Origin of the sequence: Quadrisphaera sp. INWT6 (assembly GCF_015390235.1) — a bacterium.
In the GTDB taxonomy this organism is placed as follows: domain Bacteria; phylum Actinomycetota; class Actinomycetes; order Actinomycetales; family Quadrisphaeraceae; genus Quadrisphaera.
Genome location: NZ_VUOH01000005.1, coordinates 466,883 through 491,182, shown reverse-complemented (window position 1 = coordinate 491,182; position 24,300 = coordinate 466,883). Strand labels below are relative to the sequence as shown.

Sequence of the window (24,300 nt, the reverse complement as noted above, 5' to 3'; positions counted from 1 at the left end):
ACCTCCTACCCGCGACCACCGCCGGTACGCGCTCACGAGCCGGTCCGTGCGACCGGCCCTCAGGCCGCCCCGGACGGCGGGAGCGCCCGGACCGAGGTGACCGCCTGGCCCACGTCGAGGCTGGCGAGCTCGGCCGCCGCCCACCCGGAGGCCCAGCCCGCCCGGTCGAGGGTGCGGGGACCCCGCCGGCTCACCAGCTGCGGGAAGGCCTGCGCCACGGCGTCGTCGACGGCCGCCGAGCGCGCCGCGAGCACCGGCAGCAGCCGACCGCCGTCGTCGAGGTCTCCCGCGGCGGCCGCGGCGGTGGCGGCCTCGTCGAGGCGCTGCCCGATGCGCCGCGCGAACGACTCCAGGTAGGCGCGGCGGAACTCGGGGCGCCGGGTCGAGGCCCCCGGGCGCGCGTCGGCGCCCGCCGCGGTCATGCCGCGCACGGCCTGCGTGAGCAGGGACGCGAAGAGCACCTCGACGGCGGCGAGGTCCGCGCTGAAGCCCACGACCGTGGAGCAGCCCAGGTGGCGGGTCCAGACGGCGCTGCACCGGTTGGCGCGCGCCACCGCCGCCAGCAGGGCCGCCTTCTGCCCCTCGTAGGGCGCGTCGACGCCGATGCGGACCCCGCCCGGCGCCGCCTCCCCGCCCGACGTCCCGGCGGCGAGCGCGGCCTCCAGGCTGTGGCGGCTGATGAGGCTCTGCGCCGCGGCGGTGAAGGTCTCGGCCTCAGCGGGGAACGCCGTCGACTCCGCCTTCGCCAGCAGCAGGCGCACCTTCTCCAGCACCCTTCGGTCAGCCGCTCCGGCCGCCGCGGACGCCACCCCGCCACCGCTGCCGACGACGGGCATCGCCTCCTGGCGGTCCAGCGCCAGGACCAGGGCCAGCGCCTCGGCGGACACCTCCGCCCACGCCGGCACCCGGCCGTAGCGGCCCCATCCCGACGAGCGCTGGCCCGCACCCGCCTCGGACAGGAACCCGCTCGTCCCCTCGCGGACCTCGACGTCGTGAGCGGCCGCCTGCTGCTGCCACCGCGGGGACAGGTCGACCTGGGGACGGCGGGCGAGGGAGGCGCCCACCGCCAGCCGCAGCAGCGGCGCGGTGGCACCACCGGGGCGGCGGCGCGCCCACCGGAGGACGTCGGCGGGCTCCCACCCGTCGCCCCACAGGCGCTCGAGCGACTCCAGGACCCGCGCGGCCACGAGCGGCACCAGCTCGGTCTCCGGAGCAGCGGCGAGCACCGCCGTCGCGCCCGCCACCGAGCCCCGCCGGAGCTCGTCGAGCGCGACGGCCAGGGCAGCCTCCGCGGTGAGCTCGCCCACCTCGTCGTCGGCCCCGTCGTCGAGGTCGTCGTCGGCCCCGTCGTCGAGGTGCTCGTCCGGGTCGTCGTCCCAGTACCCGCTGCCCGACGGGTCGCCGTACCAGGCACCCTCGCGCTCGTCGCGCTCGACGTCGCCGTCCCTCCGCTCGTCACCGGCCCAGCCGTCGAGCCCCACCGACCGGCCGCCGTACGTGCAGCCGGGCCGCCCGCACGGGCACCCCCGACCCCACGGCCCCTGCCTCACGGTCCCCATCGCGCCACCTCTCCCGCGGGCCGCGCGGCCCGCACACCACCGAGGGTGGACGCGTCCGAGGACGCCGCAGGCGGGTGCCGCGGGCCCTGTGGACGGGGCCGGCGCGACACCCGCCTGTGGGCGAGCCGGTGCTGCTGGCTGCTGCTGGCTGGTGCGGGAGCGGGTCAGTGGGGGTTGTGGCTCCCCTGGCCCTCGGTGTCCTGGCGCTCCTCGGAGCCGTCACCGGACCACAGCGTGTGGTAGGTGCCCGGCTTGTCGACGCGGCCGTAGGTGTGCGCGCCGAACAGGTCGCGCTGGCCCTGCACCAGCGCCGCCCCCAGCCGCTCGCGGCGCAGGCCGTCGTAGTACGCCAGCGCGCTGGAGAAGCCCGGCACCGGCACCCCGATCCGCACCGCGGTGGCCACCACGCGGCGCCAGGAGTCCTGCGCGTTCGCGACCGCGGAGGCGAAGTAGTCGTCCAGCAGCAGCGAGGCCAGGGAGGCGTCCTTGTCGTACGCGTCCTTGATGCGGTTCAGGAACTGCGCCCGGATGATGCAGCCGCCGCGCCAGATGGTGGCCATGGCGCCCTTGTCCACGTCCCAGCCGTACTGGTCCGACCCGGCCTGGATCATGTCGAAGCCCTGGGCGTAGGCGACCACCTTGGAGGCGTACAGCGCGTCGCGGACCGCGTCGACGAAGCCCTCGGCCTCGGCGCCCTCCAGCGAGCCCGAGGGGCCGGTGAGGGTGCCGGCGGCCTGCACCGCGCGGCGCTGGTCGACCGAGCCGGACAGGGAGCGGGCGAAGACCGCCTCGGCGATGCCGGTGGTGGGCACGCCCAGCTCCAGGGCGGTCTGGACCGTCCAGCGGCCGGTGCCCTTCTGCTCGGCGGCGTCCACGACCAGGTCGACCAGCGGGGTCTCGGTGCCGTCGGCGGAGGGGTGGGTCTTGGCCAGCACCGTGGCGGTGATCTCGATGAGGAACGACTCCAGGTCGCCCTCGTTCCACTGGGAGAAGACCTCCGACAGCTCCGCGGGGGTCTTGCCCAGGCCCTGGCGCAGCAGGTCGTAGGCCTCGGCGATGAGCTGCATGTCGGCGTACTCGATGCCGTTGTGCACCATCTTGACGAAGTGGCCGGCGCCGTCGGGCCCGACGTACGTGCAGCACGGGGTGCCGTCGACGTCGACGGCGATGGACTCCAGGATCGGCCCGAGCGCCTCGTAGGACTCCTTCGAGCCGCCGGGCATGATGCTCGGCCCGTTGAGGGCTCCCTCCTCACCGCCGGAGACGCCGGTGCCCACGAAGTGCAGGCCCTTCGCGCGCAGCGCCTGCTCGCGGCGGCGGGTGTCGTCGAAGTGGGCGTTGCCGCCGTCGATGACGATGTCGCCCTCCTGCAGGAGGGGGACGAGCTCGTCGATGACGGCGTCGGTGGCCTTCCCGGCCTTGACCATGATCATGACGCGGCGCGGACGCTTCAGGGAGGCCACGAAGGACTCCAGGTCGGTGGAGGCGACGAAGTCGCCCTCGTGGCCGAACTGCTCGACGAGCTCGTCGACGCGCGACTGGGTGCGGTTGTGCAGCGCGGTCGTGTGGCCGTGGCGGGCGAAGTTGCGGGCCAGGTTGCGGCCCATCACCGCCAGCCCGGTGACGCCGATGTCCGCGCGCGCCGCGGACGGTGAGGTGCTCTGCTGGTCCTGGTCTGCCATGGCGCGATCCTGCCGGGCGTCGGCGCGCCCCCGCCAGCCCGCCCCCCGGAACCCGTCGGCGGACCGGCGCGGAGGAGCCCGTCTCGCCCGCGCACCGGAGGTGGACGAAGATCTCTGCGGCGCACCGGGGGGCGGTGTCGGAAGGGGGACCGTGGTCGCGGTGCTGCAGGTGGTGGTGGCTGCCGCCTCCCTGCTCGCCGTCGTCGCGGCCCTCGCGCGCCCGGCCCACCGCCGTCCGCCGGCGCTGCCCGCGCTGGTGGTCGTCGCTGCGCTGCTCGTCGTGGTGCTGCTGCCCCCGCCGTCAGCGGACGGGAGCGGGGTGCAGCCCTCGAGCGCCGCGGCGGGAGCGGCCGTGGCGGCGCTGGCGGTCCTGCAGATGCAGCTGCTCCGCCGCCGGCTGACGACGTCGGCCACCCGCTCGTGGCTCGACCTCGCCACGGGCGTCCCTGCGGGGCTGGCGCTCGTCTGGGCCTTCGCCACCACCCCGGTGGCCCTGGGCGCGGGCGTCTCGGAGGGGCGGGCGGCCGTGCTGCTCGTCCCCCTGGGCCTGGCGTGGCTGGTCCTGACCTTCTGCCTGACGACCACCGCGCTGCTGCGCCCCCCGGACCGGCGGATGCTGGTGCACGCGGTCGCGGCAGCGGTGCTGGTGGTCGCCGAGGTGTCGAGCGCCTCGGCCCTCGCCGGGCAGTCCGCAGGGGCCCTCGCCGACGCGGCCCACCCCACCGCCGCGGCCCTGGTGGCCCTGGCGGCGTGGCTGCGCGACCCCCACGCCGACGAGCGGGCCCTCGAGAGCGGCGGGGACATCGTCATCGGCCCGGTGTCCCTGACGCTCCAGAGCACCGCCCTGCTCGGGTGGCACCTGGTCTCGCCCATCCCCGAGCCCGCCGCCTGGGCCTCGCTGGCGATCATCGTGCTCGTGACGGCGAAGACCGCCGTCGTCTTCCAGCAGCTCGACGTGCTGAACGCCCTGCGCTCCCAGGCCACCACCGACGCCCTTACGGGGCTGGGCAACCGGCGCGCCCTCGACCACGCCCTGGCGGTGGTCGACGCCGGGGTGCCCGTGGCGCTCGTGGTCCTGGACCTCGACAGGTTCAAGGCGGTCAACGACACCCTCGGGCACCGCGCCGGCGATGACCTGCTGGTGGCCCTCGCGGGGCGCCTCCGGGAGGACTCCGGCTCGGGCGAGCACGTGGTCCGCCTCGGCGGCGACGAGTTCGCGCTCGTGCTGACCCACAGCGACCTGCCCGCTGCCGAGCGACGCGCCCGCTCCGCCGTGGCGGCGCTGGCCCGTCCGGTGGACCTCGACGGCGGGCCCGTCCAGGTGGGGGCCAGCGCGGGGGTGGCCGCCGCTCCGCTGCACGCCACGAGCTCGAGGGCGCTGTGGGAGTGCGCCGACGCGGCGATGTACGCCGCCAAGCGCCGCGACGGCGCCGTCGTCGTCGCCCCCCTGCCCGAGCCCGCGGCCGGCGCCGCGGCCGACGCGGTCGATGCGGGCCCGGACGACGACCGCCGCCGCACCGACCGCCGGGTGGCGGAGCGGCGCGGCGGCGGCTGAGCCTCAGTTCAGGGCGCGGGTGCCCGGGGGAAGGACGCCGCCGGCCAGCAGCTCGGCCGTCGCGTCCTGCAGGGCGGTCAGCGCGACGCGCTGGGTGAACGGGCCGGTGGAGAGGCGGGCGACGCCGAGCGCCTCCAGCTCGCGGGCCGGCAGGCTCACGCCCGGGATGGAGATGAGCGTGACGACGCCGCGGCCCAGCTCGCCGACGACGGCCTCGACGTGCTCGCGCTGCGCGAGGCGGGGGATGAAGACGACGGGCGCGCCGACCTCCAGGTAGGCCTTCGAGCGGCGGACGGCCTCGGCGAGGGTGTCCTCGGCGCTCTGGCCCTCGGGGGCGCGGGTGAAGGCGTCGGTGCGGGCGTTCAGCACGAAGTCGGGGACGCCGGCGTCGCGGGCGGCGCGCAGGCTCGCCTCGACGGCGGCGACGGACTCCTCCAGCGGCCTCATCTGGTCCTCGAGGTTGCCGCCCACCGCGCCGGCGGCGATGGCCCGGCGGGTGGTCTCCCCCGCGTCGCCGTAGCCGGCCTCCATGTCCATGGTCAGCGGCAGGTCGACGGCGGAGGCGATCCTGGCGACCATGTCGAGGTGCAGGTCGAGGGGGATCTGCTCGCCGTCGGCGTAGCCGAAGGTCGCGGCGATGCCGTGGCTCGGGGTGGCGATGGCCCTCGTGCCCTCGGTCGCGGCCACGACCTGGGCGGAGACGACGTCCCAGGCGTTGGCGAGCACGAGCAGCTCGGGGGCGCGGTGCAGGTCGAGGAGGGTGGTGGCCTTCGCGGCGAGATCAGTCACGGGCTCGGACGCTAGCCGCGCCCCCGGCCGGCTCGCACCCCGGCCCTCGCCCGCGGTGACCCGCCCCGCCGGAACGGGTAGAACAGCGCCCGTGGCAGCGGAGCGGCTCGGCCTGGGACTGGCGGCGCTGGGGCGCCCGGCGTACATCACCGCCGGACGCGAGGGTGACCTCGGCGCCGACAGGTCGGTGGAGGCGATGCGCGACCGCGCCGCCACCGTCCTCGACGCCGCCTGGGACGCAGGCGTCCGGTACGTCGACACCGCGCGCTCCTACGGCCGCGCGGAGGAGTTCCTGGCGCACTGGCTCGAACGGCGCCCCGACGTCGCCGCCGACCCGTCGCTGGTGGTGGCGTCGAAGTGGGGCTACCGCTACGTCGGGGACTGGCGGACGGACGCCGCGGTCCACGAGACCAAGGACCACTCGCTGGCCGCGTTCCGCCGCCAGCTGGGCGAGTCGCAGGACGTGCTCGGCGACCACCTCGCCGTCTACCAGGTGCACTCCGTGACGCCCGACAGCCCCGTGCTGGACGACACCGAGCTGCTGAGGGCCCTCGCCGCCCAGCGCGACCGGGGGCTGCGCATCGGGTTGTCCACCTCAGGGCCGCGCCAGGCGGACGTCGTCCGCACTGCGCTCGACATCGCCGTCGACGGCGAGCCGCTCTTCACCGTGGTCCAGGCGACGTGGAACCCCGTGGAGCCGTCCGCCGGTCCAGCGCTCGCCGAGGCGGCCGACGCCGGGTGGTCCGTGGTGGTCAAGGAGGCCCTCGCCAACGGGCGCCTGGCCCCGGGCGGCGACGCCCGTGCCGAGTCCGTCGCGGCAGAGGTCGGCGTGCCGCTCGACCAGCTGGCCCTGGCCACGGCACTCGCTCAGCCGTGGGCCACGCGCGTGCTGTCGGGAGCCGTGACGGCGGAGCAGGTGCTCCGCGGCGTCGGAGCCGTCGCGCTCGAGCTCGACGAGGGAGTGCTCGCGGCGCTCTCCGACCTCCGGCAGGACCCGACCACCTACTGGCACGAGCGCTCGACCCGTGCGTGGCACTGAGGCAGGACGCAGCCGTGAGGCATCGCTGCTGACCCTCACCATCTTCACGGCCGCCAGCGTCATCACCCCCCTGCCCTGGTTCTCCAGGCTCGGGTGGTCGGTGATGACGGTCTACGGCGTGACCCAGGCGATCCGCTCAGGCGCGCAGGGCGCGACGTCCGGGCGAGAGAGCGCCTGACCCGCGCCGCGAAGGCGGATGGGCTCAGTCATCCGATCGGTGCGGGCCCAGGAGTCCGCGTGCAGGACCGTCAGTAGTGGTAGCGGACCTGGACGACCACCAGGTCACCGGCGATGACCGTGTAGACGAGCCGGTGCTCCTGGTCGATCCGGCGCGACCAGTAGCCGGCGAGGTCTCCCGAGAGCCTCTCCGGCTTGCCGATGCCCGTGCCCGGGTCACGCTTCGACTCCCCGAGCATGCGGTTGATCCGGAGGAGGACCTCGCGCTGGTCGACCCAGCTCTCGTAGTCCTCCCAGCCCTCGTCGGTGAAGACCAGCCTCACGAGCCGGCTGTGACCGAGGGATCGACGAGGGCGTGCTCGCTGGCACGGCCGCCGTGGGCGGCAGCCACGCTCGCTCGCAGTCGCTCAGCGTTCACCGGTGAACGCAGGAGGTGCATGGTCTCGAGGAGGGACTCGTACTCCGCTGCAGGCACCAGGTAGGCCGTGCCCTTCTTGGAGACGATCTCCACCGCCACCTGGTCGTCGTTGACCTGCTCGATGAGCGGGAAGAGCCTGGCACGCGCCTCACTAGCCGTGACGGACACCTGCACCACCTCCGAGAGGGTCATCGACACCGGTACGAGAAACTGTACCGGCCGATCGACGGTCAGGTGAAGGTGCGCGGAGCAGCGATCTTCGGGGCGCGGCCGAACAGCTGCTGCTCCCTGGTGCTGGTCGCCCAGGCCGGGTCCCACGGCCAGCGGTCGGCGTCGTCGGCCCAGACCACCTGGAGCGCGGGTACGGGCTCGTCACTGCCGAGCATCGCCTGCGCCGCCACGAGCGCCTCGGGGGCGGTGACGCGCAGCAGGAGCAGCGGGGGCCAGGGCGCCGAGCGGAGCACGTCACCGACGTGGAAGCGCCGGCCGGCCAGGACGGCGTCGGCCAGGGAGCCCAGCAGCACCTCGGCCTCGGCCCCGCCGCGGCCGCTCACGAGGAGCTCCGGGTGGCCGGCCCGGTCGAGCCCGACCGTGTGGGCGAAGGGCAGGGCGCGGCGCCCGCCGCCGCTCACCTCGATGACCGACCAGCCGTGCTCGTCGACCTCCTGGCGGTGCTGGTCAAGGACCTCGGAGACCCTGCGATCGGCGCGCATCACCGGAGCGACCTCCTCGAACAGACCCAGACACCACTGGGCAAGGTGTGACAGATGTGACTGATGTTAGCGATGTGGACCCGCGAGGGCTTCCCCTCCCTCGCGGGACACCACGACTCTAGAACACCTGTTCGACATCCGCCAGCACTCCGGAGATCTCGTGCTGACGAGGCGGACGCTAGCGACGGGGTCCGACAGCCGACCTCAGCGCGGCGGCGGCCGCCACACCACGAGCGCGCCCGACGCGCCGAACACCCCCGGGCGCGAGGGCCGCTTGCCGCGCTCGACCGCGACGACGTCTCCTCGCGGCCCCGCCGCGAACACGCGGGCGGAGCGCTGCAGCGCGTCGTGCGCGCGGGCCAGCTCCGAGGTCAGCTCCTCCACCTGCTCGCGCAGGGCGAGCACCTGGTGCTCGAGCTCGAGGATCCGCTTGATGCCGGCGAGGTTGACGCCGTCCTCCTGGGAGAGGCGCTGCACCTCGCGCAGCACGACGACGTCGCGGGGCGAGTACCGCCGCCCGCGCCCGCTCGCCCGTGACGGCGAGACCAGGCCCAGGCGGTCGTACTGCCGGAGCGTCTGGGGGTGCATGCCGGCCAGCTCGGCGGCCACGGAGATGACGAAGACGGGCGCGTCGGGGTGGAGGCCCCCGGGCGCACCGCCGACACCGCTGACACCGCCGACCCGGTCGGTCCCGTCCGGCATCACCGAGGGGCCCCCTCCGCGCGGGAGGCGGCGCGGGCCCGCGCGACGAGGTCGGCGCGCGGGTCGCCACCGCCCTGGGCTGCGACCGCGGCCCGGAAGGCCTCGACCGCGGACAGCGCGTCGCCGTCGAGCCGCTGCGGGACCACCACCTGGGTCGTCACGAGGAGGTCTCCGCTGGCGTCACCGCGCTTCACGCCGCGCCCGCGCACCCGCAGGGTGCGCCCCGACGGGGTGCCGGCGGGCACGCGCAGGCGCACCGTCCCGCCGTCGAGCACGGGCGCCTCGACCTCGGCCCCGAGAGCCGCCTCGTCGAAGGTGACCGGGAGGGTGACGCGGAGGTCGTCGCCGTCGCGGGTGAACACCGGGTGGGGCGTGACCCGCACCGTGATGAGGAGGTCACCGGGCTCGCCACCGCGGGGGCCGGGCCGGCCCTTGCCCCGCAGGCGGATCTTCTGGCCGTCACGCACGCCGGACGGGATGCGGGCGGTGACGGGGCTCCCGTCGACCGACAGGGTCACCGTCGAGCCGCCCACGGCGTCGGTGAAGGACAGCGTGGTCTCGGCCTCGAGGTCGACCCCGCTGCGACGGCCGCCCTGGCCACCGGCGCCGCCGGGGGCGGGTGCCTGGAAGCCGGCGGGCCCGCTGCGGCCCGCTGCGCCGCCGAACATCCCCGCGAGGAGGTCGTCGAGGTCGGGCTGGCCACCGCCGCTGCGCCCCGGAGCGCTGAACCCGGTGCGCTGGCCCCCGCCGCCCGCGCCGCCGAACAGGCCCCCGAAGAGGTCCTCGAAGCCGGCGCCACCCGGACCACCAGCACCCCCGGCACCGGCACCGCCGGAGGCGAAGCGGGCGCGCCCGCCCGCCATCGCGCGCACCGCGTCGTACTGCTTGCGCTGGTCGGGGTCGTTGAGGACGGAGTACGCCTCACCGACCTCCTTGAAGCGCTCCTCGGCCGCCGCGTCACCGGGGTTCGCGTCGGGGTGCAGGGTGCGCGCGAGCTTGCGGTACGCCTTGCGCACGTCGTCCTGGGACGCGTCGCTGGAGACGCCCAGCGCTCGGTAGAAGTCCTTCTCGAGCCAGTCCTGGCCAGCCATGCAGATCCTTCCGGAACGCCCCGACCCGCGCCCCGGTGGACGGGGCGCGGGTCGGGGCGGGTGACGTGGGTCGGTGCGGGTGTCAGGCCGGGGAGGTGACGGCGACCCGTGCGGGCCGGAGCACCTTCTCCCCGACCAGGTAGCCGGGCTGCAGCACCGTCGTGACCACCGTCTCGGTGACGTCGGGGCTCTCCGCGTGCATCAGCGCCTCGTGCACCGACGGGTCGAAGGCGTCTCCGACGGCGCCGTACCGGGTGAGCCCGAGCCGGCCCAGGGCCGCCTCCAGCTTGTCGCTGATGGCGGCGAAGGGGCCGCCCTCGAGGTCGCCGTGCTGGCGGGCCAGCGCGACGTCGTCGAGCACGGGGAGCAGCGCCTCGAGCACGCTCGTGGTCGCCGAGGTGCGCGCCACGTCGCGGTCGCGGTCGACCCGCCGCCGGTAGTTGACGTACTCGGCCTGGAGGCGCTGGAGGTCACCCAGGCGCTCCTCGGCGAGGGCGTTCGCCGCCGTCAGCGCCTCGTCGGCCTCGGGAGCAGCAGCCCCCTCGGCCGCCGGGGCCTCGGCCGGCTCGGTGGAGCCGGCATCGGGGGCGCCCGCCGCGCCGGGGAGCGGGGACTCCCCGGGCGGCGTGCGGACCTCACCGGTCTCCGGGTCGAGGCGGCGCTTGTCGCGGTACACGACGGGCTCCTCGTTCGGGTCGGTCATCGTCGAGGGGCTCACTTCTTGGGCTGGTCGTCGTCGACGACCTCGGCGTCCACGACGTCGTCGTCCTGCGACGACGCGGAGGACGACGCGCCCGCGGAGGCCCCGGCACCCGAGGCGGCGTTGGCCTCGGCGTCGTTCTGGGCGTACAGCGCGGAGCCGAGCTCCTGGCTGATGCGCGCCAGCTCCTCCTGCTTGGACTTCACCGCGTCGACGTCGTCGCCCTCGAGCGCCGTGCGCAGCTCGGCGATGGCGGTGCGGACCTGGGTCACGCCGGCCTCGGGGAGCTTGTCGGTGTTCTCGGAGACGAACTTCTCGGTGGAGTAGGCCAGCTGCTCCGCGGAGTTGCGGACCTCGGCCTCCTCGCGGCGCTTGGCGTCCTCCTCGGCGTGGGCCTCGGCGTCCTTGACCATGCGCTCGATGTCCTCCTTGGACAGCGCGCTGCCCCCGGAGATCGTCATGCGCTGCTCCTTGCCGGTGCCGCGGTCCTTCGCCGAGACGTGGACGATGCCGTTCGCGTCGATGTCGAAGGTGACCTCGACCTGCGGCACGCCGCGCGGGGCGGGGGCGATGCCGGTCAGGTCGAAGGTGCCGAGCGCCTTGTTGTCGCGCACCAGCTGGCGCTCGCCCTGGTAGACCTGGATGAGCACGGACGGCTGGTTGTCGTCAGCCGTGGTGAAGACCTCGGAGCGCTTGGTCGGGATGGCCGTGTTGCGCTCGATCAGCTTGGTCATCACCCCGCCCTTGGTCTCGATGCCGAGGCTCAGCGGCGTGACGTCGATGAGCAGGACGTCCTTGCGCTCGCCCTTCAGCACGCCGGCCTGGAGGGCGGCGCCCACGGCGACGACCTCGTCGGGGTTCACGCCGCGGTTGGGCTCGCGGCCGCCGGTCAGCTCGCGCACGACCTCGCCGACGGCGGGCATGCGGGTGGAGCCGCCGACCATGACGACGTGGTCGATCTCGCTGAGCTTGACGTCGGCGTCCTTGATGACGCTGTTGAAGGGCGCCTTGGTGCGCTCGAGCAGCGAGCGGGTCATGTCCTCGAAGGCGGCGCGCGTGAGCTTCTCGTCGAGGTGCACGGGGCCGTTCTCGGTCATCGAGAGGTACTGCAGGCTGATGTTGGTGCTCGTCGCGGAGGAGAGCTCCTTCTTGGCCTGCTCGGCGGCCTCGCGGAGGCGCTGCATCGCGATCTTGTCCTTGGAGAGGTCGACCCCCTCCTTGTTCTTGACCTGCTTGACCAGCCAGTCGCGGATGGCGGCGTCCCAGTCGTCACCACCGAGGTGGTTGTCACCGGAGGTGGCGCGCACCTGGATGGTGGAGAAGCCGTCCTCGGGGTCCTTGCCGACCTCGAGAAGGGAGACGTCGAACGTGCCGCCGCCGAGGTCGAAGACGAGGATGAGCTCGTCCTCCTTGCCCTTGTCGAGGCCGTAGGCCAGGGCCGCCGCGGTGGGCTCGTTGATGATGCGCAGGACGTTCATGCCGGCGATCTCGCCGGCCTCCTTGGTGGCCTGGCGCTGCGCGTCGTTGAAGTACGCGGGGACCGTGATGACCGCGTCGGTCACCGGCTCGCCGAGGTACTCCTCCGCGTCGCGCTTCAGCTTCTGCAGCACGCGGGCCGAGATCTCCTGCGCGGTGTACTTCTTGTCGTCGATCGCCTGCGTCCAGTCGGTGCCGACGTGGCGCTTCACGGACGAGATGGTCCGGTCGACGTTGGTGACCGCCTGGCGCTTGGCGATCTCGCCGACCAGCGGCTCGCCCGACTTGGCGAACGCGACGACGGACGGCGTGGTGCGGGCGCCCTCGGCGTTGGCGATGACGGTGGGCTCCCCGCCCTCCAGCACCGCGACGACGGAGTTGGTGGTGCCCAGATCGATGCCGACCGCACGGGCCATGGTGGTTCCTCCTGGAGAGCTGACTGCTGAGTGTCTCGCGCTCAAGTCTTGCAAGCCGGGTCGGCTCTGTCGAGCCGGGCCCCAGGACTTGAGTCTGATCGTGTCAACCCTCTCGGAGCGCCGGGTGTTCCCGCCCCCGGCGGCGGTCTCGTCAGCGGCCGGCGAGCTCCCGCAGCGGGCCGACGCCGTCGAGCGCCGACCGCGAGACGTGCACCCGGGGGCACCGGCCGTGGGCGTGGCGCTGGCCCCGGACCCGGGCCCCCAGGCCGGTGAGCAGCGCCTGGGCGGCGACCGGGTCGGCGTCGGGGTGCACCTGCAGCTCGGTGCGGCCCATCAGCAGCAGGGCGCCGGCGAAGTGCTCCACGAGCGTCGAGCCGATGCCGCGCCGCTGCCAGGCGTCGTGCACGAGCAGCTCGACGGCGCCGGCGATCGGGTCGTCCTCGCCCGTGCAGGTGGCGGGGCGCAGGGCGCCCACCGCGACCAGACGGCCCGGGGCCCGCTCGACGACGACGCCGCCCGGCTGGCGGAGCCACGCCTCCTGCTGGGCCAGCGGCAGCACCGTGCCGCCGCGTCCGGACCACCCCAGGCGCGTGGTGGGCGAGCACCGGACGAGCAGCTGAGCCAGCGCCGGGAGGTCCTGCACGCGGGCGGGGCGCACGGCCAGGGGCTGGCCGCCGGCCACGAAGCTCCAGGGCTGGGCCAGCAGCGCGGTGCCCGTGGCGGGGGCCGGCGACGGGGCAGCGGTGTGGAGGACGAGGGTCTCTGCGCTCACGGGTCCGAGGTTGGACGCGGCGGCGCCTCCGGGTGTTCCGCGCGTGTGACAGGAGTGTGACGCGCCACCCGGAGCCTGCTCAGCAGAAGAGGTACCCGCAGGTCAGCCCACCCAACCCGCCCTGGGTCACGATCGGGTCACGATGCCTCGGGGGCCCTCGGAGGGCTCCGGGATCAGGTCAGCAGCAGCTGCCAGGTCCCTGCGAGCACGCCCGCCGCCGTCGCGGTCGCGGCCAGCAGCACCCCGCCCGCGACGACCACCGCGTCGCTCGCCCGCAGGCGGCTCGGCCGCGCCCAGGTGCGGTCCGCGCCCTGCCCCTCCCCCGCGCCGAAGCCCCGCGCCTCCATCGCCGTGGCCAGCACGGCGGCCCGCCGCACCGCGATGACCAGGAGCACGAAGACCCGGCCCGCGAGGTCGCGGACGCCGGCCAGCAGCCCGTCGCCCCCCAGGCCGCGGGCGCGGCGGGCCAGGCCCAGCTGCTGCCACTCCTCGGCGAGGACGTCGACGACGCGGAACGCCGCCAGGGCCGCGAGCACGAAGCGCGGGGAGAGGCGCAGGACCTGCGCCAGCGCGTCACCCAGGTCCGTCGGGTCGGTGGTGGCGAGGAGGACGACGCCGGGGAGCGCGATCGCCACGACGCGCAGGCCGACGGCGGCACCGGACTCGAGGGAGCCCGTGCTGATGCTCAGCGGCCCGGCGTCGAGCAGCACGGCGCCGGAGTCGACGCCCACCAGGACGGTCAGCACCGCCACCGGCACGGCGGCGACCAGCAGCACCGCGCTCCGGCGGAGCAGGCCGCCCATCCCCAGCCCGACGAGGGGGAGTGCCAGCACCTCGAGCAGGACGGCCGTGCCGGCCGTCACCACGTCGACGCTGAGCAGCAGGACGACGGCCAGCAGCGTGGCCACCGCCAGCTTCGTGACGGGGTTGGAGCGCGCCAGCACCGTCGGACGGATCGCACCGGGGTCGAGCAGGCCCGTGCTCACGGCGCGCCCACCAGCGCCTCGACGCGCAGGCGCCCGTCTCCGATCCACCAGGTGGTGTCGGCGAGGGCGTCGCAGAGCTCGACGTCGTGCGTCGCCGCCACCACGGCGGTGCCGGCGTCGCGCAGGCCGGCGAGGAGGTCGACCAGCTCGGCCCAGGTCCGGGCGTCCTGGCCGAAGGTCGGCTCGTCGAGCACCAGGAGCCGGGGCCGGGTGGCCAGGGCGGTGGCCACCGACAGCCGGCGCTGCTCGCCGCCCGAGAGCGTGAAGGGGTTGGCGCGGGCCAGGCGGTCGAGGCGCAGCCTCTCCAGGAGCTCGGTCGTGCGGACGTCCACCTCCTCCTCCGACAGCCCGAGGCGGCGCGGGCCGACGGCGAGCTCGTCCGCCACGGTCTGGGCGACGAACTGGTGGCGGGGGTCCTGGAAGACCGACCCGATCCGCGACACCAGGTCACGGGGTGCCCACCCCGCCGGGTCGTCGGCTGCTGCCGAAGAGCCCCACGGACGCCGTCGTCGTCGTGCGGCGAGGCCGCCGGCCAGGGCCGGGTGGGCGCGGACGCGCCCGGACACCGGGGGGACCAGGCCAGCGACGGCGAGGGCGAGCGTCGACTTGCCGGCGCCGTTCACCCCGCGCAGCGCCGTGAACGAGCCCTCCCGGACCTGGGCGTCGACGCCCGTGAGCACCCGTGCACCCGACCCCCGGCGCCCGACCGCGACCCCCTCCAGGGACAGCAGCCCGTCCCCTGCGGTGCCAGACCGCCGGGGCTGCGCCCGGCCTCCCCGGCCCGGCGCTGCGGAGCGGCCCGGGAGCCACACACCAGCCGCAGCGAGCTCGTCACCGCGCTCGTCGAGGACCCGCCACACCGGGCCGTCGGCGAGGACCCCGCCGCCCGGGGCCAGCACGACGACCCGGTCGACCAGGTCGACCCACAGGTCCACGCGGTGCTCCACCAGCAGCAGGCCGGCACCGGTGGCGGCGAGGCGCTCGGCGACGACGCCGCGCAGCGCCGCAGCACCCTCCGGGTCGAGCATCGCGGTCGGCTCGTCGAGGAGCAGCAGCTGCGGCTGCAGCGCGAGCACGCCGGCGAGGGCGAGCCGCTGCCGCTGGCCGCCGGACAGGCGCGAGGTGGGGTGGTCGCGGGGCAGGCGCAGGCCGACGTCGTCCAGGGCCGCGTCGACGCGCGGCCAGATCCGCTCCGGCGGCACGGCGTGGTTCTCCAGCCCGAAGGCGACGTCGTCACCGACCCGGGCCAGCACCGTCTGCGCCTGCGGGTCCTGCAGCAGCAGGCCGGTGCGCGCCCTGCCCTCACCGGCCTCCACCGCCCGCTGGCGCGCCTGCTGCGCGGGGACGCCGTCGACCAGCAGCTCGCCCTCCTCCTCGCCGGTGCCGTCCGGGCCGCCGTCGAGCAGCCCGGCGACGCCGGCGAGGAGGGTCGACTTGCCGGCGCCGCTGGCGCCGAGGAGCAGCACCCGCTCCCCCGCCTCGACCTCGAGGTCGAGGCCCTGCACGGCGTGGGCACGGCGCGCGTTCCAGCGCCACCCCCAGCCGCGGGCGCTCAGCAGCGGGCTCACCGGGGGGTGCTCAGACGCGCTGGGCGTTGCGCCCGGACGCCAGGGGCGCCAGCGCGCCGGTGCGCGCCAGGGCCCGGGTGAGCGCCCACCCGCCCAGGCCGGCGATGACGATGCCCGAGACGACGGCGCTCGCGCCGTAGACGAGCTTCAGCCCCGCGGAGAACTCGGGGTAGTAGAGCGTGGTGTCCAGGACGCCGACCACCACGCCCGCGCCGATCCCGGCCCCCACCGCGGCGACCGCGCCCCACTGGCGGTAGAGGAGGACGGCGAGGACGACCTCGGCACCGAGGCCCTGCAGCAGGCCGTACCAGACGGTCGCGAACCCCCACTGGTTGCCGATCAGAGCGGAGACGACGGCGGCCACGACCTCGACGAAGACAGCGGCACCGGGCTTGCGGACGACGAGGCCGCCGACCACGCCGCCCAGCAGCCAGACCCCGACGAACAGGCCCTTGACCGGCGGGAAGAACTCCAGGGCGTTGGACAGCGGGCTCCAGCCGAGGTTCCAGACGGTGAAGACGAGACCGAGGGCGACGCCGAGGACCGCCGCGACGACGATGTCGACGACCCGCCAGGACCGGCGCGGCGCGGTGCGCCAGCCCACGAGGGCCAGGGCGCCGAGCACGAGGGTCATGACGCCGACGAGGGGGCCGGCGACGGAGCCGTTGTCCGGGTCGGCCGCGACGCCCCTCCAGAGCAGGATGGCGACGACGACGACGGCGAGCGCCGCGACGGCCGTGGCGATGACGCCCGCGCGGCGGGCGGGGGGCTCGGCGGTGGTGCTCGCCGAGGACTTCGAGGTGGTGCTCATCAGGTGCCTCCCAGCAGGTTCGCGAGGAGGGGTGCCGCCCGGACGCCCGCGGACGGACGGCCGGTGCAGCAGAAAGCTCGACTCCCTACGCCGGTGCGAGCCGGATCAGGTTCGAGGGTCTGCGGTCTCCCGCACTCTCAGCGCTGCCCGCGGGCAGCGCTCCCCTGTCGATCGGGTCGACACTACCGCCTGGACTGGACGGCCCCCGCCGCGCTTGGGAGGCTGGTCGCGTGGGAAACCTCGTGTGGACCGTGCTGGGCACGGGCAGCGGTCTGGCCGCGCAGTCGGCGGCGCGCTCCGTCATCAAGAAGCTGTGGGTGCTCGCCACCGGCAAGCAGCCCCCGGCCAACCCGCTGAGCCCCCACGTGGCCCTCGCGGAGGCCGTCGGGTGGGCCGTGGTCTCGGGAGCCCTCGTGGGCGTGGTCCGCATGCTGGCCACCCGCCAGGCCGCCAAGTTCTACGAGAAGAGCGCCGGGCACCTGCCCAAGAAGATGCAGGACGTCAGCGCCTGAGGCGACCGTCCCGGTGGACGGCCTGCTGAGGTCGCTGCGCGAGCCCGGCGCCGGGCGCCCGTCGCCCCTGGCGCGCGTCGTCGCCGTCCTGCTGGTGGTGGGGCTGCTCGGCGTCACCGCGCCGGTGGTCGCCCTCGTCCTCAGGCCGGTGCTGCGCTGGCTCGGGGACGTCGTGCTCTGACGGGTCAGTCGACGGGGAAGCCGTCGGCGTCGACGACGACGCCCCCCACCGCCGCCGCCACGGCGTCCGTGAGCGCCACCACGACGGCGGCCGCCTCGTCGCGCGCGGCGCGGACGTCGGGTGCGGGCACCTCGTGCTCGGCGCTGGCCGGGTCCTCGGGCCACCACGCGGCGGTGTACGTGACGGCCTCCTCGGCCCACGGCACGCCCCGCAGCACCGCCGGCGGCTCGGGGACCCCCGCCACCTCCAGCTGCACCACCCCGCCCGAGGGCAGGTCGACGACGACGGCGTAGGCGTCGAGCACGTCCTCGCCGGCGAGGGCCGCGGCGTCACGGGCGTCGGCGGCCCGGTGGAGGGCCTCGCGCAGGTCGGGTGCGGGGGCGTCGCGGGCGTCCGTCGCCTCGAGCGCCTCCACGGCCTCGGCGCGCAGCCCGGTCCACGCCTCGGCGTCGGTGGCGAGCTCGGCGCCGGGGGCGGCCAGGCCCGCGACGTCGAGGAGGTCCTGCGGGGTGGCCCAGTGCGGGCTGTACACGGTGCGGTCGACCCACGAGACCGGGTCCGGACGCAGGAGGGTGCCGCCGACGACGCGCACGGCGCCCTCGAGGCGCCGGGCGAGGGCGAGCCCGAGGTCCACAGTGCGGCGCTCGGCCATCACGGGCAGGCCGTCGGGGAAGGCCCGGTGCAGCCCCTCGCGGTCGGTGGTGCCGGGCAGGGGCGGGTCGCCGCGCTCGACGGGGCACTGCAGGACCCACGCGCAGCGCCACGGGTCGGGGACGCCGGCGCCCGCGGCCGCGGCCGTGTCGAGCAGCAGCGGCCCGCGCAGCACCGTCCAGCGGCCCGTGCGCCAGCCGCCGTCACCGGTGGAGGCGACCTCGGGGTGCCGGGCCCGCACCAGGCCGAGGACGACGGTCTCCGGCAGCTCGTCGGGCAGCAGGAGCAGGTGCGAGCCGGCGAGGGCCCGCCCCGCCTCGCGGCCCAGCACCAGGGAGGCCACCGGCGTCGTCCTGCCCGTCAGGCCCGCTCAGGCGCCGTCGGGCGTCGAGACGGGGCTGGAGGCGGGGCTGGACACCGGGGTGCGGTGGAAGTTCAGGTAGGACCGGGACGCCGTCGGGCCGCGCTGCCCCTGGTAGCGGGAGCCGTACCGGCTGCTGCCGTAGGGGTGCTCCGCCGGGCTGGTGAGCCGGAAGAAGCACAGCTGGCCGATCTTCATGCCCGGCCACAGCTTGATGGGGAGCGTGGCGACGTTGCTGAGCTCGAGGGTGATGTGGCCCGAGAACCCCGGGTCGACGAAGCCCGCGGTCGAGTGGGTGACCAGGCCCAGGCGGCCGTACGAGCTCTTGCCCTCGACGCGGCAGGCGAGGTCGTGGGGGACGGTGACGGCCTCGTACGTGGAGGCCAGCACGAACTCCCCGGGGTGCAGCACGAAGGGCTCGTCGTCGTCGACCTCCACCAGCCGGGTCAGCTCGGGCTGCTCCTGGGAGGGGTCGATGACCGCGTACTTGTGGTTGTCGAAGAGCCGGAAGTAGCGGTCGAGGCGCACGTCGATGCTGGAGGGCTGCACCATCGCGGCGTCCCAGGGCTCGAGCACGACCCGACCGGCGTCGACCTCGGCGTGGAGGTCGCGGTCGGAGAGCAGCACGGAGCAAAGGTAGTGGGCTCCGACCGGGCTCCAGGTCAGCCCCTGACCTGCCGATGTCACCCGCGGGCAGCCAGGCCGTCACCCCCGGATCTCGCGGGGGAGGTGGTCGGATCGCCGAGCACGGGCCATCATCGGCGGCGGAAGGTGCTTCGTCGACGGGGACGGCTCGCTGCGACAGACCGCGCCCCTCCCGGGCTCGGAGGACGGACGGGACGGAATGGGCGGCATGGACGTCGGCGAGGACACGCTCCAGAAGGCGCTGAAGATCAACCTCGACCCGCGCTGGTACGGCACCATCGCCGAGATCGGCGCCGGCCAGGAGGTCGCGCGGTGGTTCTTCCGCGCGGGCGGTGCCGCCGGCACCATCGCCAAGTCGATGTCCGCCTACGACATGGCCGTCTCCGACGCCGTCTACGGCCGCTCCGACCGCTACGTCTCCCTCGGCCGCCTCCAGGCGATGCTCGACCACGAGTACACGCTCAACGTGGAGCGCCTGTCCGAGGCCCGCGGCGACGACACCTGCTTCTTCGCCTTCGCCGACACCGTGGTGGCCCGCAGCTACCGCGGCGGCAACGAGTGCCACGGCTGGATGGGCGTGCGCTTCCAGGCCCACCCCGAGGACGAGCCCAACGAGATCGTCATCCACGTCCGGATGCTCGACGACGACGCCGCGCAGCAGCAGGAGGCGCTGGGCATCGTCGGCGTGAACCTCCTCCACGCCGCCTTCTTCGAGCGCTCCGAGCCTGACGAGGTGGTGGCGAGCCTGCTCGACCGCCTCAACACGGGGCGCATCGAGGTCGACATGATCAAGTTCTCGGGCATCGAGTTCCGCAGCGTCGACAACCGCCTCATGGCCCTGCAGCTGGTCAACCTGGGGCTCTCCGGCGTGGCGATGTTCGGCGCCGACCGCGAGGTGCTCCAGCCCTCCGAGGCGCTGCGCAAGCGCCCGGTGCTGGTCGAGCGCGGCTCCTTCAAGCCCCCGACCCACGTCAACGTCGACATGCTGGAGTGCGCCAGGCGCGAGTTCGCCAAGGACCCGGCCGTCGCCGGGAAGCAGGTCCTGGCCCTCACCGAGCTGACCATGAGCAACCTCCTGGCCGGCGGCTCCAAGGTCGACCGCCGCGACTTCCTCGCCCGCGCCGACCTGCTCGCCGCCACCGGCAACGCGGTGCTCATCTCCAACTTCGCCGACTACCACCGCCTGGCCGCCTACCTGCAGGCGCGCACCTCGGAGCGCATCGGCATGGTCATGGGCCTGCCCAGCCTGGAGGTCCTCTTCGACGAGGCCACCCACGCCCACCTGCAGGGCGGCCTCCTGGAGAGCTGGGGGCGCCTGCTCAAGAACGACCTCAGGCTGTTCGTCTACCCCAAGCGCGACCTGGAGACCGGCGCCGTGGTGACGGTCGAGGACGTGCAAGTCGGTGACCAGCTGCAGCCGCTGTTCGACTACCTCTCGGGCCGCGGCAGCTTCGTGCACCTGGCCGACTTCAACCCCGACTACCTGTCGATCCTGTCGCGCGACGTCCTCAAGCGGATCGCCGCGCACGACGAGACCTGGCAGGACATGGTGCCGCCGGAGGTGGCCGAGCTGATCTGCAAGCGCTCGTTCTTCGGGTACCGGCGGGACGCCGTCTGACGGCTGCCGCGCCGCTTGCTACCCTGGGGGCGGTCGTCTCGACGAGGCGCCCTGCGGATGTAGTTCAATGGTAGAACTTCAGCTTCCCAAGCTGATAGCGCGGGTTCGATTCCCGTCATCCGCTCAGCACGCAGAAGGCCCCCGCTCCTCGGAGCGGGGGCCTTCTGCGCGTCAGGGTCAGCCCCGGCTCGGGCGCGTCTCAGACGTCGAAGCCCCCGAAGTCACCGCCGCCGAGGTCTCCCCCGCCGTCGAACCCGCCGCCGTCGTAGCCCCCGCCGTCGTCGTAGCCCGCGTCCGCGCCCTGGTCGCCGACGTCGGACTCCGCGCCGTCCTCGAAGCCCTGGGCGTACTCGTCGCCGTCGAAGCCGTCGAACATCGCGTCGGCGATGGCCGTGCCCACGAAGGCGCCGGCCACACCGGCCAGCAGGCTGCCGCCGATGACGGCGCCCATGCCCATGCCGCGGCCGCCCCCGGCCCCCGCGCCGGAGAAGCTGCGCTCCAGGGTCCCGGGCTGCCTCATCTCCGCGCGCGTGGCCATGCGGGCGAGGTCACGCGGGCTGTCGGTCTGGGCGCGCTCCGCCGCGGGCACCTGGCCGCTGAGCTCGCTGAGCACCTGCTGGCGCTGCTGGGGCGTCAGCTTCTCGAACGCCTCCGCGTGCGCCTGCTCGACCTGCTCCGGCGGTGCGGTCCTGAGCAGGTAGCGGTAGCGCTCGACGGCGCGCTCGTCGTCGGTCTTCGGCTGCTGCGCGCCCCCGGAGCGCTGGGTCTGGCTGACGGGCTGGCCGGAGGACGGGTAGTCGGTCCGGTAGCCCCCCTGCTGCCCGGTCGCGTACCCGGTCTGCGCCGGACGGCGCTCCTCGCGGCCCAGCAGGCGGTCGAGGAAACCCATCGTGATCACTCCCAGGTCATCGGGGCCGAGCGGTCATCGACCGTCACGACCACGCTACGGCCGCGGCCTGCGAGCCGCCCGCCCGCGGCCGGAGGTCAGACGGTCGGCGGCAGCTGGTCCTGGCGCTCGACGTACGTGGTCCGGGCGACGGCGGACCGCCGCCCCAGCGCCATCGTCAGCACGATGGCGAGCACGCCGGCGCCCATGCAGATCCAGCCGACGGCGGTGAGGTCGACGGCGTCGAGGCCGTCCCTCACCGCGAAGGCCAGCACCGCGCCGACGACGAGCAGGAAGATGCCGGTTCCGAGTCCCATGTCGACGATGGTGGGAGCGCTCGGGCCGGGCACCAGCCGAGGTCGTGGGGGGTCACCCGGACGGACCCCGCCACCCCGGGCGGGGGCCTCAGAGCGGCGGAGCGACATCGACCAGCGCGGCGGAGGCACGGGGCCGGCGGGTGCGCAGGCGGCGCACCACGGCGTGCACCGGGAACGCCAGGGCGCCGGCGGCGAGGCAGACGCGGCCCACCGCGGCGAGGTCGGCGGCGGGGGTGCTGAGCACGACGGCGGCGCGGTCGGACGCTGCCAGGAGGGCGACCCCCACGGCGAGCAGCACGACACCGGATCGCAGTCCCACGCGACGATCCTCGCGGCCCGGGCAGGGGCTGCCAGCCCAGCCGTGGCGCCTCACCCGGTCAGCCGCCGCCGGCCCCGGTCAGCCGCGGGCGGGGTCCTCCGGGCCGCCGGGGCGGGCGCGGTCGCGGCTGGGCTGCACGCGCTTGGGCTCGCCGTCCTGCTTGGGGTGGTTCGGCGGGAACGGCATCTCGCCCTCGCCGGCGGCGGCGTCGCGCTCGGCCATCTCCAGCAGCGGGGCGAGGTCGTGGGCGACGTCGTCCAGGGCGCGCATCGGGTCACCGCGGCGCGCCAGGAGCACGGGGACGGTCGCCATCGTGAGGTCGTCGGGCTCGACGTCGGCCAGCTCCGCCCAGGTCACGGGGGCGGAGACGGTCGCGCGGGGCGTGCGGCGCACCGAGTACGCCGAGGCGATGGTGTGGTCGCGGGCGTTCTGGTTGTAGTCGACGAAGATCGCGCTGGTCCGCTGCTCCTTCCACCACGCGGTGGTGACGCGGCCGTCGGCGCGCCGCTCCACCTCGCGGGCGAGGGCGATGGCCGCCGTCCTGACCTGCCTGATCTCCCAGCGCGGCTCGATGCGCACGTAGACGTGCACGCCGCGGCCGCCGGAGGTCTTGGGGAACCCCGCGTACCCGAGCTCGTCGAGGAGGGGCTGCACGACGTCGAGCGCCACCGCGCGGGCCTCGGCGAAGCCGGTGCCGGGCTGCGGGTCGAGGTCGATGCGGAGCTCGTCGGGGTGCTCGACGGCGTCCGGATCCTCGTCGGAGGCGCGGGTGGGCCACGGGTGGAACGTCACGGTGGACATCTGCGCCGCCCAGACGAGGGGTGCGGCGGCGTCGACGCGCATGGCGTCGGCGTGGCGGCCGGAGGGGAAGGTGACCCGCGTGGTGCGCACGTACGGCGGTGCGTGGGGCGGCACCCGCTTCTGGTAGACCTCCTCGCCGTCCACTCCGTCGGGGAAGCGCTGCACGTAGGTGGGCCTGTCGAGCAGGGCGCGCACCAGCGGGCCGAGCTCGCCGTCGTCACCGCGCTGGGCGACGGAGCGGTAGTACTCCACGAGGTGCCGCTTGGTGCCGCCCTCGGCGCCGAGCGCCGGGAAGACGACCTTGTCGGGACTGGTGAAGCGGACGGCGACGCCGTCGACGTCGAGCTCCTCCGCCGGTGCCTTCGGTGCCACACGAGCACTGTGGCCCCTCCGCGGCGCGACGGCAGCCCGCCGGGCCGGCGTCCACCCGTCCTGCCCCGCCGGGAGCGGGGTCAGGGGAGGCCGAGCAGGCGCAGCAGCGCCGTGGTGGCCGCCGCGGCGAGGACCACCGCGAGGAACGGCGCGCGCCGCCACACCAGGACCCCGGCGACGACGACGCCGAGAGGACGGGCCCACCCCGCGGCCTCGCGGCCGTCGAAGAGCGCCTGCGTCACCACGAGCCCGGCGAGGACGGCGACGGCGAGGCCCGCCAGCAGCGCGTCGGTGCTCTCGGCGCGCGCCCCTCCCCCGACCCGCGCAGCGAGCCAGGGACCCAGCAGTCGCAGCGCGAAGGTGGCGACGGCGAGGACGCCCAGCCCCACCCAGTGCTCCGCCCCCCAGGTCACGAGCCCTCCCCCCGTCGGCCGGTGCGCGCTCCCGAGCGCCCGGCGAGCACCCCGAGCACGGCAGCGACCGCGGGGAGCCCGACCGGGAGCACCGGGACCGCAGCCACGGCGACGGCGGCCCCGGCGACCGCGGTGCGGCGGTCGGCGCGCGTCCGCAGCGCGGGGACCAGCAGCGCGAGCAGCACCGCGGGGAACGCGGCGTCGAGCCCGAGGTCGGCGGGGTCGACCGAGGCCAGCACCGTGCCACCGAGGCCGGCTCCGACCATGACGCCGAGGTTCCACAGCACGAACAGCAGGACCCCCGTCAGCCAGAACGCCGAGCGCCGCTCCCCCGGGTCGCGGCGGGGCAGGGTGAACGCCGCGGACTCGTCCGTGAGCAGGTGAGCCGCCAGCAGCCTGCGCCAGCCGCTGCGCGGGACGACGTCGGCGACGCCCATCCCCAGCGGCACCATGCGGGCGTTGAGCACGGTGCCGGTCAGGGCAGCGACCAGGGGCGAGCTGCCCCCGGTGACGAGGGCGACGAAGACGAACTGGCTGGCCCCGGCGAAGACGACGACGGACAGCAGCACGGGCAGCCACAGCGGGGCACCGGAGGCGACGGCCACGGCGCCGAAGGACAGGCCCACCACGCCGTCGGCGGCGCAGACCAGGAGGACGTCGCGCAGGAGCTCCCTGTCGACGCTCCGGATCCGGTTGGCGAGCCCGGGTGTTCGGTTCAACGAACGCACTCTGCGAGGATGGGGGCATGGGACGACGTTCGTCAAGGCGAA

General features: G+C 75.2%; 28 protein-coding genes, 1 tRNA gene and 1 riboswitch. Of the genes, 7 read left to right on the top strand and 22 right to left on the bottom strand.

All coding sequences use genetic code 11. The features are described 5' to 3' along the window. Window positions 1-59: 59 nt before the first annotated feature. Window positions 60-1,481 (bottom strand): DUF2786 domain-containing protein, encoded by a 1,422-nt coding sequence (locus F1641_RS23485; protein ID WP_194907524.1) that lies wholly within the window; start codon window positions 1,479-1,481, stop codon window positions 60-62. 242 nt (window positions 1,482-1,723) lie between these two features. Continuing rightward, window positions 1,724-3,241 carry an NADP-dependent phosphogluconate dehydrogenase gene (gndA, locus tag F1641_RS17235; RefSeq protein WP_194907522.1) on the bottom strand — a complete coding sequence of 506 codons (1,518 nt, stop codon included), beginning with the start codon at window positions 3,239-3,241 and terminating at the stop codon, window positions 1,724-1,726. Window positions 3,242-3,401: 160 nt separating this feature from the next. Between gndA and F1641_RS17230 the strand changes: the two genes are divergently transcribed. After that, window positions 3,402-4,796 (top strand): GGDEF domain-containing protein, encoded by a 1,395-nt coding sequence (locus F1641_RS17230; RefSeq protein WP_194907520.1) that lies wholly within the window; start codon window positions 3,402-3,404, stop codon window positions 4,794-4,796. Window positions 4,797-4,799: 3 nt separating this feature from the next. Here F1641_RS17230 and F1641_RS17225 read toward each other — a convergent pair whose 3' ends face one another. Beyond that, window positions 4,800-5,585 carry an isocitrate lyase/phosphoenolpyruvate mutase family protein gene (locus F1641_RS17225; RefSeq protein WP_309225681.1) on the bottom strand — a complete coding sequence of 262 codons (786 nt, stop codon included), beginning with the start codon at window positions 5,583-5,585 and terminating at the stop codon, window positions 4,800-4,802. A 91-nt stretch (window positions 5,586-5,676) separates the two neighbouring features. Between F1641_RS17225 and F1641_RS17220 the strand changes: the two genes are divergently transcribed. After that, a complete protein-coding gene (locus tag F1641_RS17220; RefSeq protein ID WP_219729584.1) occupies window positions 5,677-6,624 on the top strand; it encodes an aldo/keto reductase in 948 nt (315 codons plus the stop codon). Next, window positions 6,611-6,802 (top strand): hypothetical protein, encoded by a 192-nt coding sequence (locus F1641_RS17215; RefSeq protein ID WP_194907518.1) that lies wholly within the window; start codon window positions 6,611-6,613, stop codon window positions 6,800-6,802. Before F1641_RS17220 ends, F1641_RS17215 begins: the two co-directional genes overlap by 14 nt. 70 nt (window positions 6,803-6,872) lie before the next feature. Here the strand turns inward: F1641_RS17215 and F1641_RS17210 are convergent, their stop codons facing one another. The 11 genes from F1641_RS17210 to F1641_RS17160 form a co-directional block, all read right to left on the bottom strand. After that, complete coding sequence (locus F1641_RS17210; RefSeq protein ID WP_194907516.1) at window positions 6,873-7,124, bottom strand: Txe/YoeB family addiction module toxin; 252 nt, start codon at window positions 7,122-7,124, stop codon at window positions 6,873-6,875. Further along, window positions 7,121-7,387: a type II toxin-antitoxin system Phd/YefM family antitoxin gene (locus F1641_RS17205; protein ID WP_194907641.1), complete on the bottom strand. Its 267-nt coding sequence runs from the start codon at window positions 7,385-7,387 to the stop codon at window positions 7,121-7,123. The genes F1641_RS17210 and F1641_RS17205 overlap by 4 nt, the downstream gene beginning before the upstream one ends. A gap of 62 nt (window positions 7,388-7,449) precedes the next feature. Further along, window positions 7,450-7,932, bottom strand: coding sequence for a DUF4262 domain-containing protein (locus F1641_RS17200; RefSeq protein ID WP_255515034.1), 483 nt, complete (start codon window positions 7,930-7,932; stop codon window positions 7,450-7,452). Between the two features lie 204 nt (window positions 7,933-8,136). Further along, window positions 8,137-8,634 carry a heat shock protein transcriptional repressor HspR gene (locus F1641_RS22585; protein ID WP_194907639.1) on the bottom strand — a complete coding sequence of 166 codons (498 nt, stop codon included), beginning with the start codon at window positions 8,632-8,634 and terminating at the stop codon, window positions 8,137-8,139. Further along, window positions 8,634-9,725: a DnaJ C-terminal domain-containing protein gene (locus F1641_RS17190; protein WP_194907512.1), complete on the bottom strand. Its 1,092-nt coding sequence runs from the start codon at window positions 9,723-9,725 to the stop codon at window positions 8,634-8,636. The genes F1641_RS22585 and F1641_RS17190 overlap by 1 nt, the downstream gene beginning before the upstream one ends. A gap of 82 nt (window positions 9,726-9,807) precedes the next feature. Continuing rightward, entirely contained in the window at window positions 9,808-10,443 is a 636-nt protein-coding gene (gene grpE, locus F1641_RS17185; RefSeq protein ID WP_309225680.1) for a nucleotide exchange factor GrpE, read from the bottom strand. Beyond that, complete coding sequence (dnaK, locus tag F1641_RS17180; RefSeq protein ID WP_194907510.1) at window positions 10,440-12,317, bottom strand: molecular chaperone DnaK; 1,878 nt, start codon at window positions 12,315-12,317, stop codon at window positions 10,440-10,442. Before dnaK ends, grpE begins: the two co-directional genes overlap by 4 nt. A 151-nt stretch (window positions 12,318-12,468) precedes the next feature. Beyond that, entirely contained in the window at window positions 12,469-13,089 is a 621-nt protein-coding gene (locus F1641_RS23480; protein WP_194907508.1) for a GNAT family N-acetyltransferase, read from the bottom strand. A gap of 173 nt (window positions 13,090-13,262) precedes the next feature. Beyond that, on the bottom strand, window positions 13,263-14,075 hold the full coding sequence (locus tag F1641_RS17170; protein ID WP_206691347.1) for an energy-coupling factor transporter transmembrane protein EcfT: 813 nt from the start codon (window positions 14,073-14,075) through the stop codon (window positions 13,263-13,265). Further along, window positions 14,072-15,643, bottom strand: a complete 1,572-nt coding sequence (locus F1641_RS17165; protein ID WP_194907507.1) for an ABC transporter ATP-binding protein — start codon at window positions 15,641-15,643, stop codon at window positions 14,072-14,074. The genes F1641_RS17170 and F1641_RS17165 overlap by 4 nt, the downstream gene beginning before the upstream one ends. A gap of 10 nt (window positions 15,644-15,653) precedes the next feature. Then, entirely contained in the window at window positions 15,654-16,277 is a 624-nt protein-coding gene (locus tag F1641_RS17160; RefSeq protein ID WP_194907636.1) for an ECF transporter S component, read from the bottom strand. Window positions 16,278-16,519: 242 nt separating this feature from the next. After that, window positions 16,520-16,630: riboswitch (TPP riboswitch) on the bottom strand. 54 nt (window positions 16,631-16,684) lie between these two features. Here F1641_RS17160 and F1641_RS17155 point away from each other — a divergent pair. Together F1641_RS17155 and F1641_RS17150 are read left to right on the top strand one after the other, a co-directional pair. Continuing rightward, window positions 16,685-16,966 carry a DUF4235 domain-containing protein gene (locus F1641_RS17155; RefSeq protein WP_147926465.1) on the top strand — a complete coding sequence of 94 codons (282 nt, stop codon included), beginning with the start codon at window positions 16,685-16,687 and terminating at the stop codon, window positions 16,964-16,966. A 13-nt stretch (window positions 16,967-16,979) separates the two neighbouring features. Further along, window positions 16,980-17,147: a hypothetical protein gene (locus F1641_RS17150; RefSeq protein WP_194907506.1), complete on the top strand. Its 168-nt coding sequence runs from the start codon at window positions 16,980-16,982 to the stop codon at window positions 17,145-17,147. 4 nt (window positions 17,148-17,151) lie between these two features. Here F1641_RS17150 and F1641_RS17145 read toward each other — a convergent pair whose 3' ends face one another. Next, window positions 17,152-18,141 carry a hypothetical protein gene (locus tag F1641_RS17145; RefSeq protein ID WP_194907505.1) on the bottom strand — a complete coding sequence of 330 codons (990 nt, stop codon included), beginning with the start codon at window positions 18,139-18,141 and terminating at the stop codon, window positions 17,152-17,154. 27 nt (window positions 18,142-18,168) lie between these two features. Next, the gene (gene dcd / locus F1641_RS17140) at window positions 18,169-18,786 is read right to left on the bottom strand and encodes a dCTP deaminase (protein WP_194907504.1); all 618 of its coding nucleotides are present in this window, start codon (window positions 18,784-18,786) and stop codon (window positions 18,169-18,171) included. Between the two features lie 226 nt (window positions 18,787-19,012). On the opposite strand from dcd, the gene F1641_RS17135 reads away from it, so the two are divergent. Both F1641_RS17135 and F1641_RS17130 read left to right on the top strand, forming a co-directional pair. Next, window positions 19,013-20,422, top strand: a complete 1,410-nt coding sequence (locus F1641_RS17135; RefSeq protein ID WP_194907503.1) for a TonB-dependent receptor — start codon at window positions 19,013-19,015, stop codon at window positions 20,420-20,422. Between the two features lie 53 nt (window positions 20,423-20,475). Further along, window positions 20,476-20,546, top strand: a tRNA-Gly gene (locus F1641_RS17130). Between the two features lie 75 nt (window positions 20,547-20,621). Here the strand turns inward: F1641_RS17130 and F1641_RS17125 are convergent. The 6 genes from F1641_RS17125 to F1641_RS17100 form a co-directional block, all read right to left on the bottom strand. Next, complete coding sequence (locus tag F1641_RS17125) at window positions 20,622-21,311, bottom strand: hypothetical protein (protein ID WP_375541508.1); 690 nt, start codon at window positions 21,309-21,311, stop codon at window positions 20,622-20,624. A 95-nt stretch (window positions 21,312-21,406) separates the two neighbouring features. Further along, entirely contained in the window at window positions 21,407-21,625 is a 219-nt protein-coding gene (locus F1641_RS17120) for a DUF6458 family protein (RefSeq protein ID WP_194907501.1), read from the bottom strand. 88 nt (window positions 21,626-21,713) lie between these two features. Then, complete coding sequence (locus tag F1641_RS17115; RefSeq protein WP_194907500.1) at window positions 21,714-21,944, bottom strand: hypothetical protein; 231 nt, start codon at window positions 21,942-21,944, stop codon at window positions 21,714-21,716. A gap of 78 nt (window positions 21,945-22,022) precedes the next feature. Beyond that, the gene (locus F1641_RS17110) at window positions 22,023-23,117 is read right to left on the bottom strand and encodes a DNA polymerase domain-containing protein (RefSeq protein ID WP_194907498.1); all 1,095 of its coding nucleotides are present in this window, start codon (window positions 23,115-23,117) and stop codon (window positions 22,023-22,025) included. 80 nt (window positions 23,118-23,197) lie between these two features. Continuing rightward, on the bottom strand, window positions 23,198-23,530 hold the full coding sequence (locus F1641_RS17105) for an AzlD domain-containing protein (protein ID WP_194907496.1): 333 nt from the start codon (window positions 23,528-23,530) through the stop codon (window positions 23,198-23,200). Next, the gene (locus F1641_RS17100; protein WP_375541502.1) at window positions 23,527-24,258 is read right to left on the bottom strand and encodes an AzlC family ABC transporter permease; all 732 of its coding nucleotides are present in this window, start codon (window positions 24,256-24,258) and stop codon (window positions 23,527-23,529) included. Before F1641_RS17100 ends, F1641_RS17105 begins: the two co-directional genes overlap by 4 nt. Between the last annotated feature and the right edge of the window lie 42 nt (window positions 24,259-24,300).

Bases quoted from the DNA above. Each gene is read 5' to 3' on its own strand.
- gndA (WP_194907522.1), bottom strand. From the start codon at position 3,241: ATGGCAGACCAGGACCAGCAGAGCACCTCACCGTCCGCGGCGCGCGCG.
- F1641_RS17200 (WP_255515034.1), bottom strand. From the start codon at position 7,932: ATGCGCGCCGATCGCAGGGTCTCCGAGGTCCTTGACCAGCACCGCCAG.
- F1641_RS22585 (WP_194907639.1), bottom strand. From the start codon at position 8,634: ATGCCGGACGGGACCGACCGGGTCGGCGGTGTCAGCGGTGTCGGCGGT.
- F1641_RS17190 (WP_194907512.1), bottom strand. From the start codon at position 9,725: ATGGCTGGCCAGGACTGGCTCGAGAAGGACTTCTACCGAGCGCTGGGC.
- dnaK (WP_194907510.1), bottom strand. From the start codon at position 12,317: ATGGCCCGTGCGGTCGGCATCGATCTGGGCACCACCAACTCCGTCGTC.
- F1641_RS17160 (WP_194907636.1), bottom strand. From the start codon at position 16,277: ATGACCCTCGTGCTCGGCGCCCTGGCCCTCGTGGGCTGGCGCACCGCG.
- F1641_RS17135 (WP_194907503.1), top strand. From the start codon at position 19,013: ATGGACGTCGGCGAGGACACGCTCCAGAAGGCGCTGAAGATCAACCTC.
- F1641_RS17125 (WP_375541508.1), bottom strand. From the start codon at position 21,311: ATGGGTTTCCTCGACCGCCTGCTGGGCCGCGAGGAGCGCCGTCCGGCG.
- F1641_RS17120 (WP_194907501.1), bottom strand. From the start codon at position 21,625: ATGGGACTCGGAACCGGCATCTTCCTGCTCGTCGTCGGCGCGGTGCTG.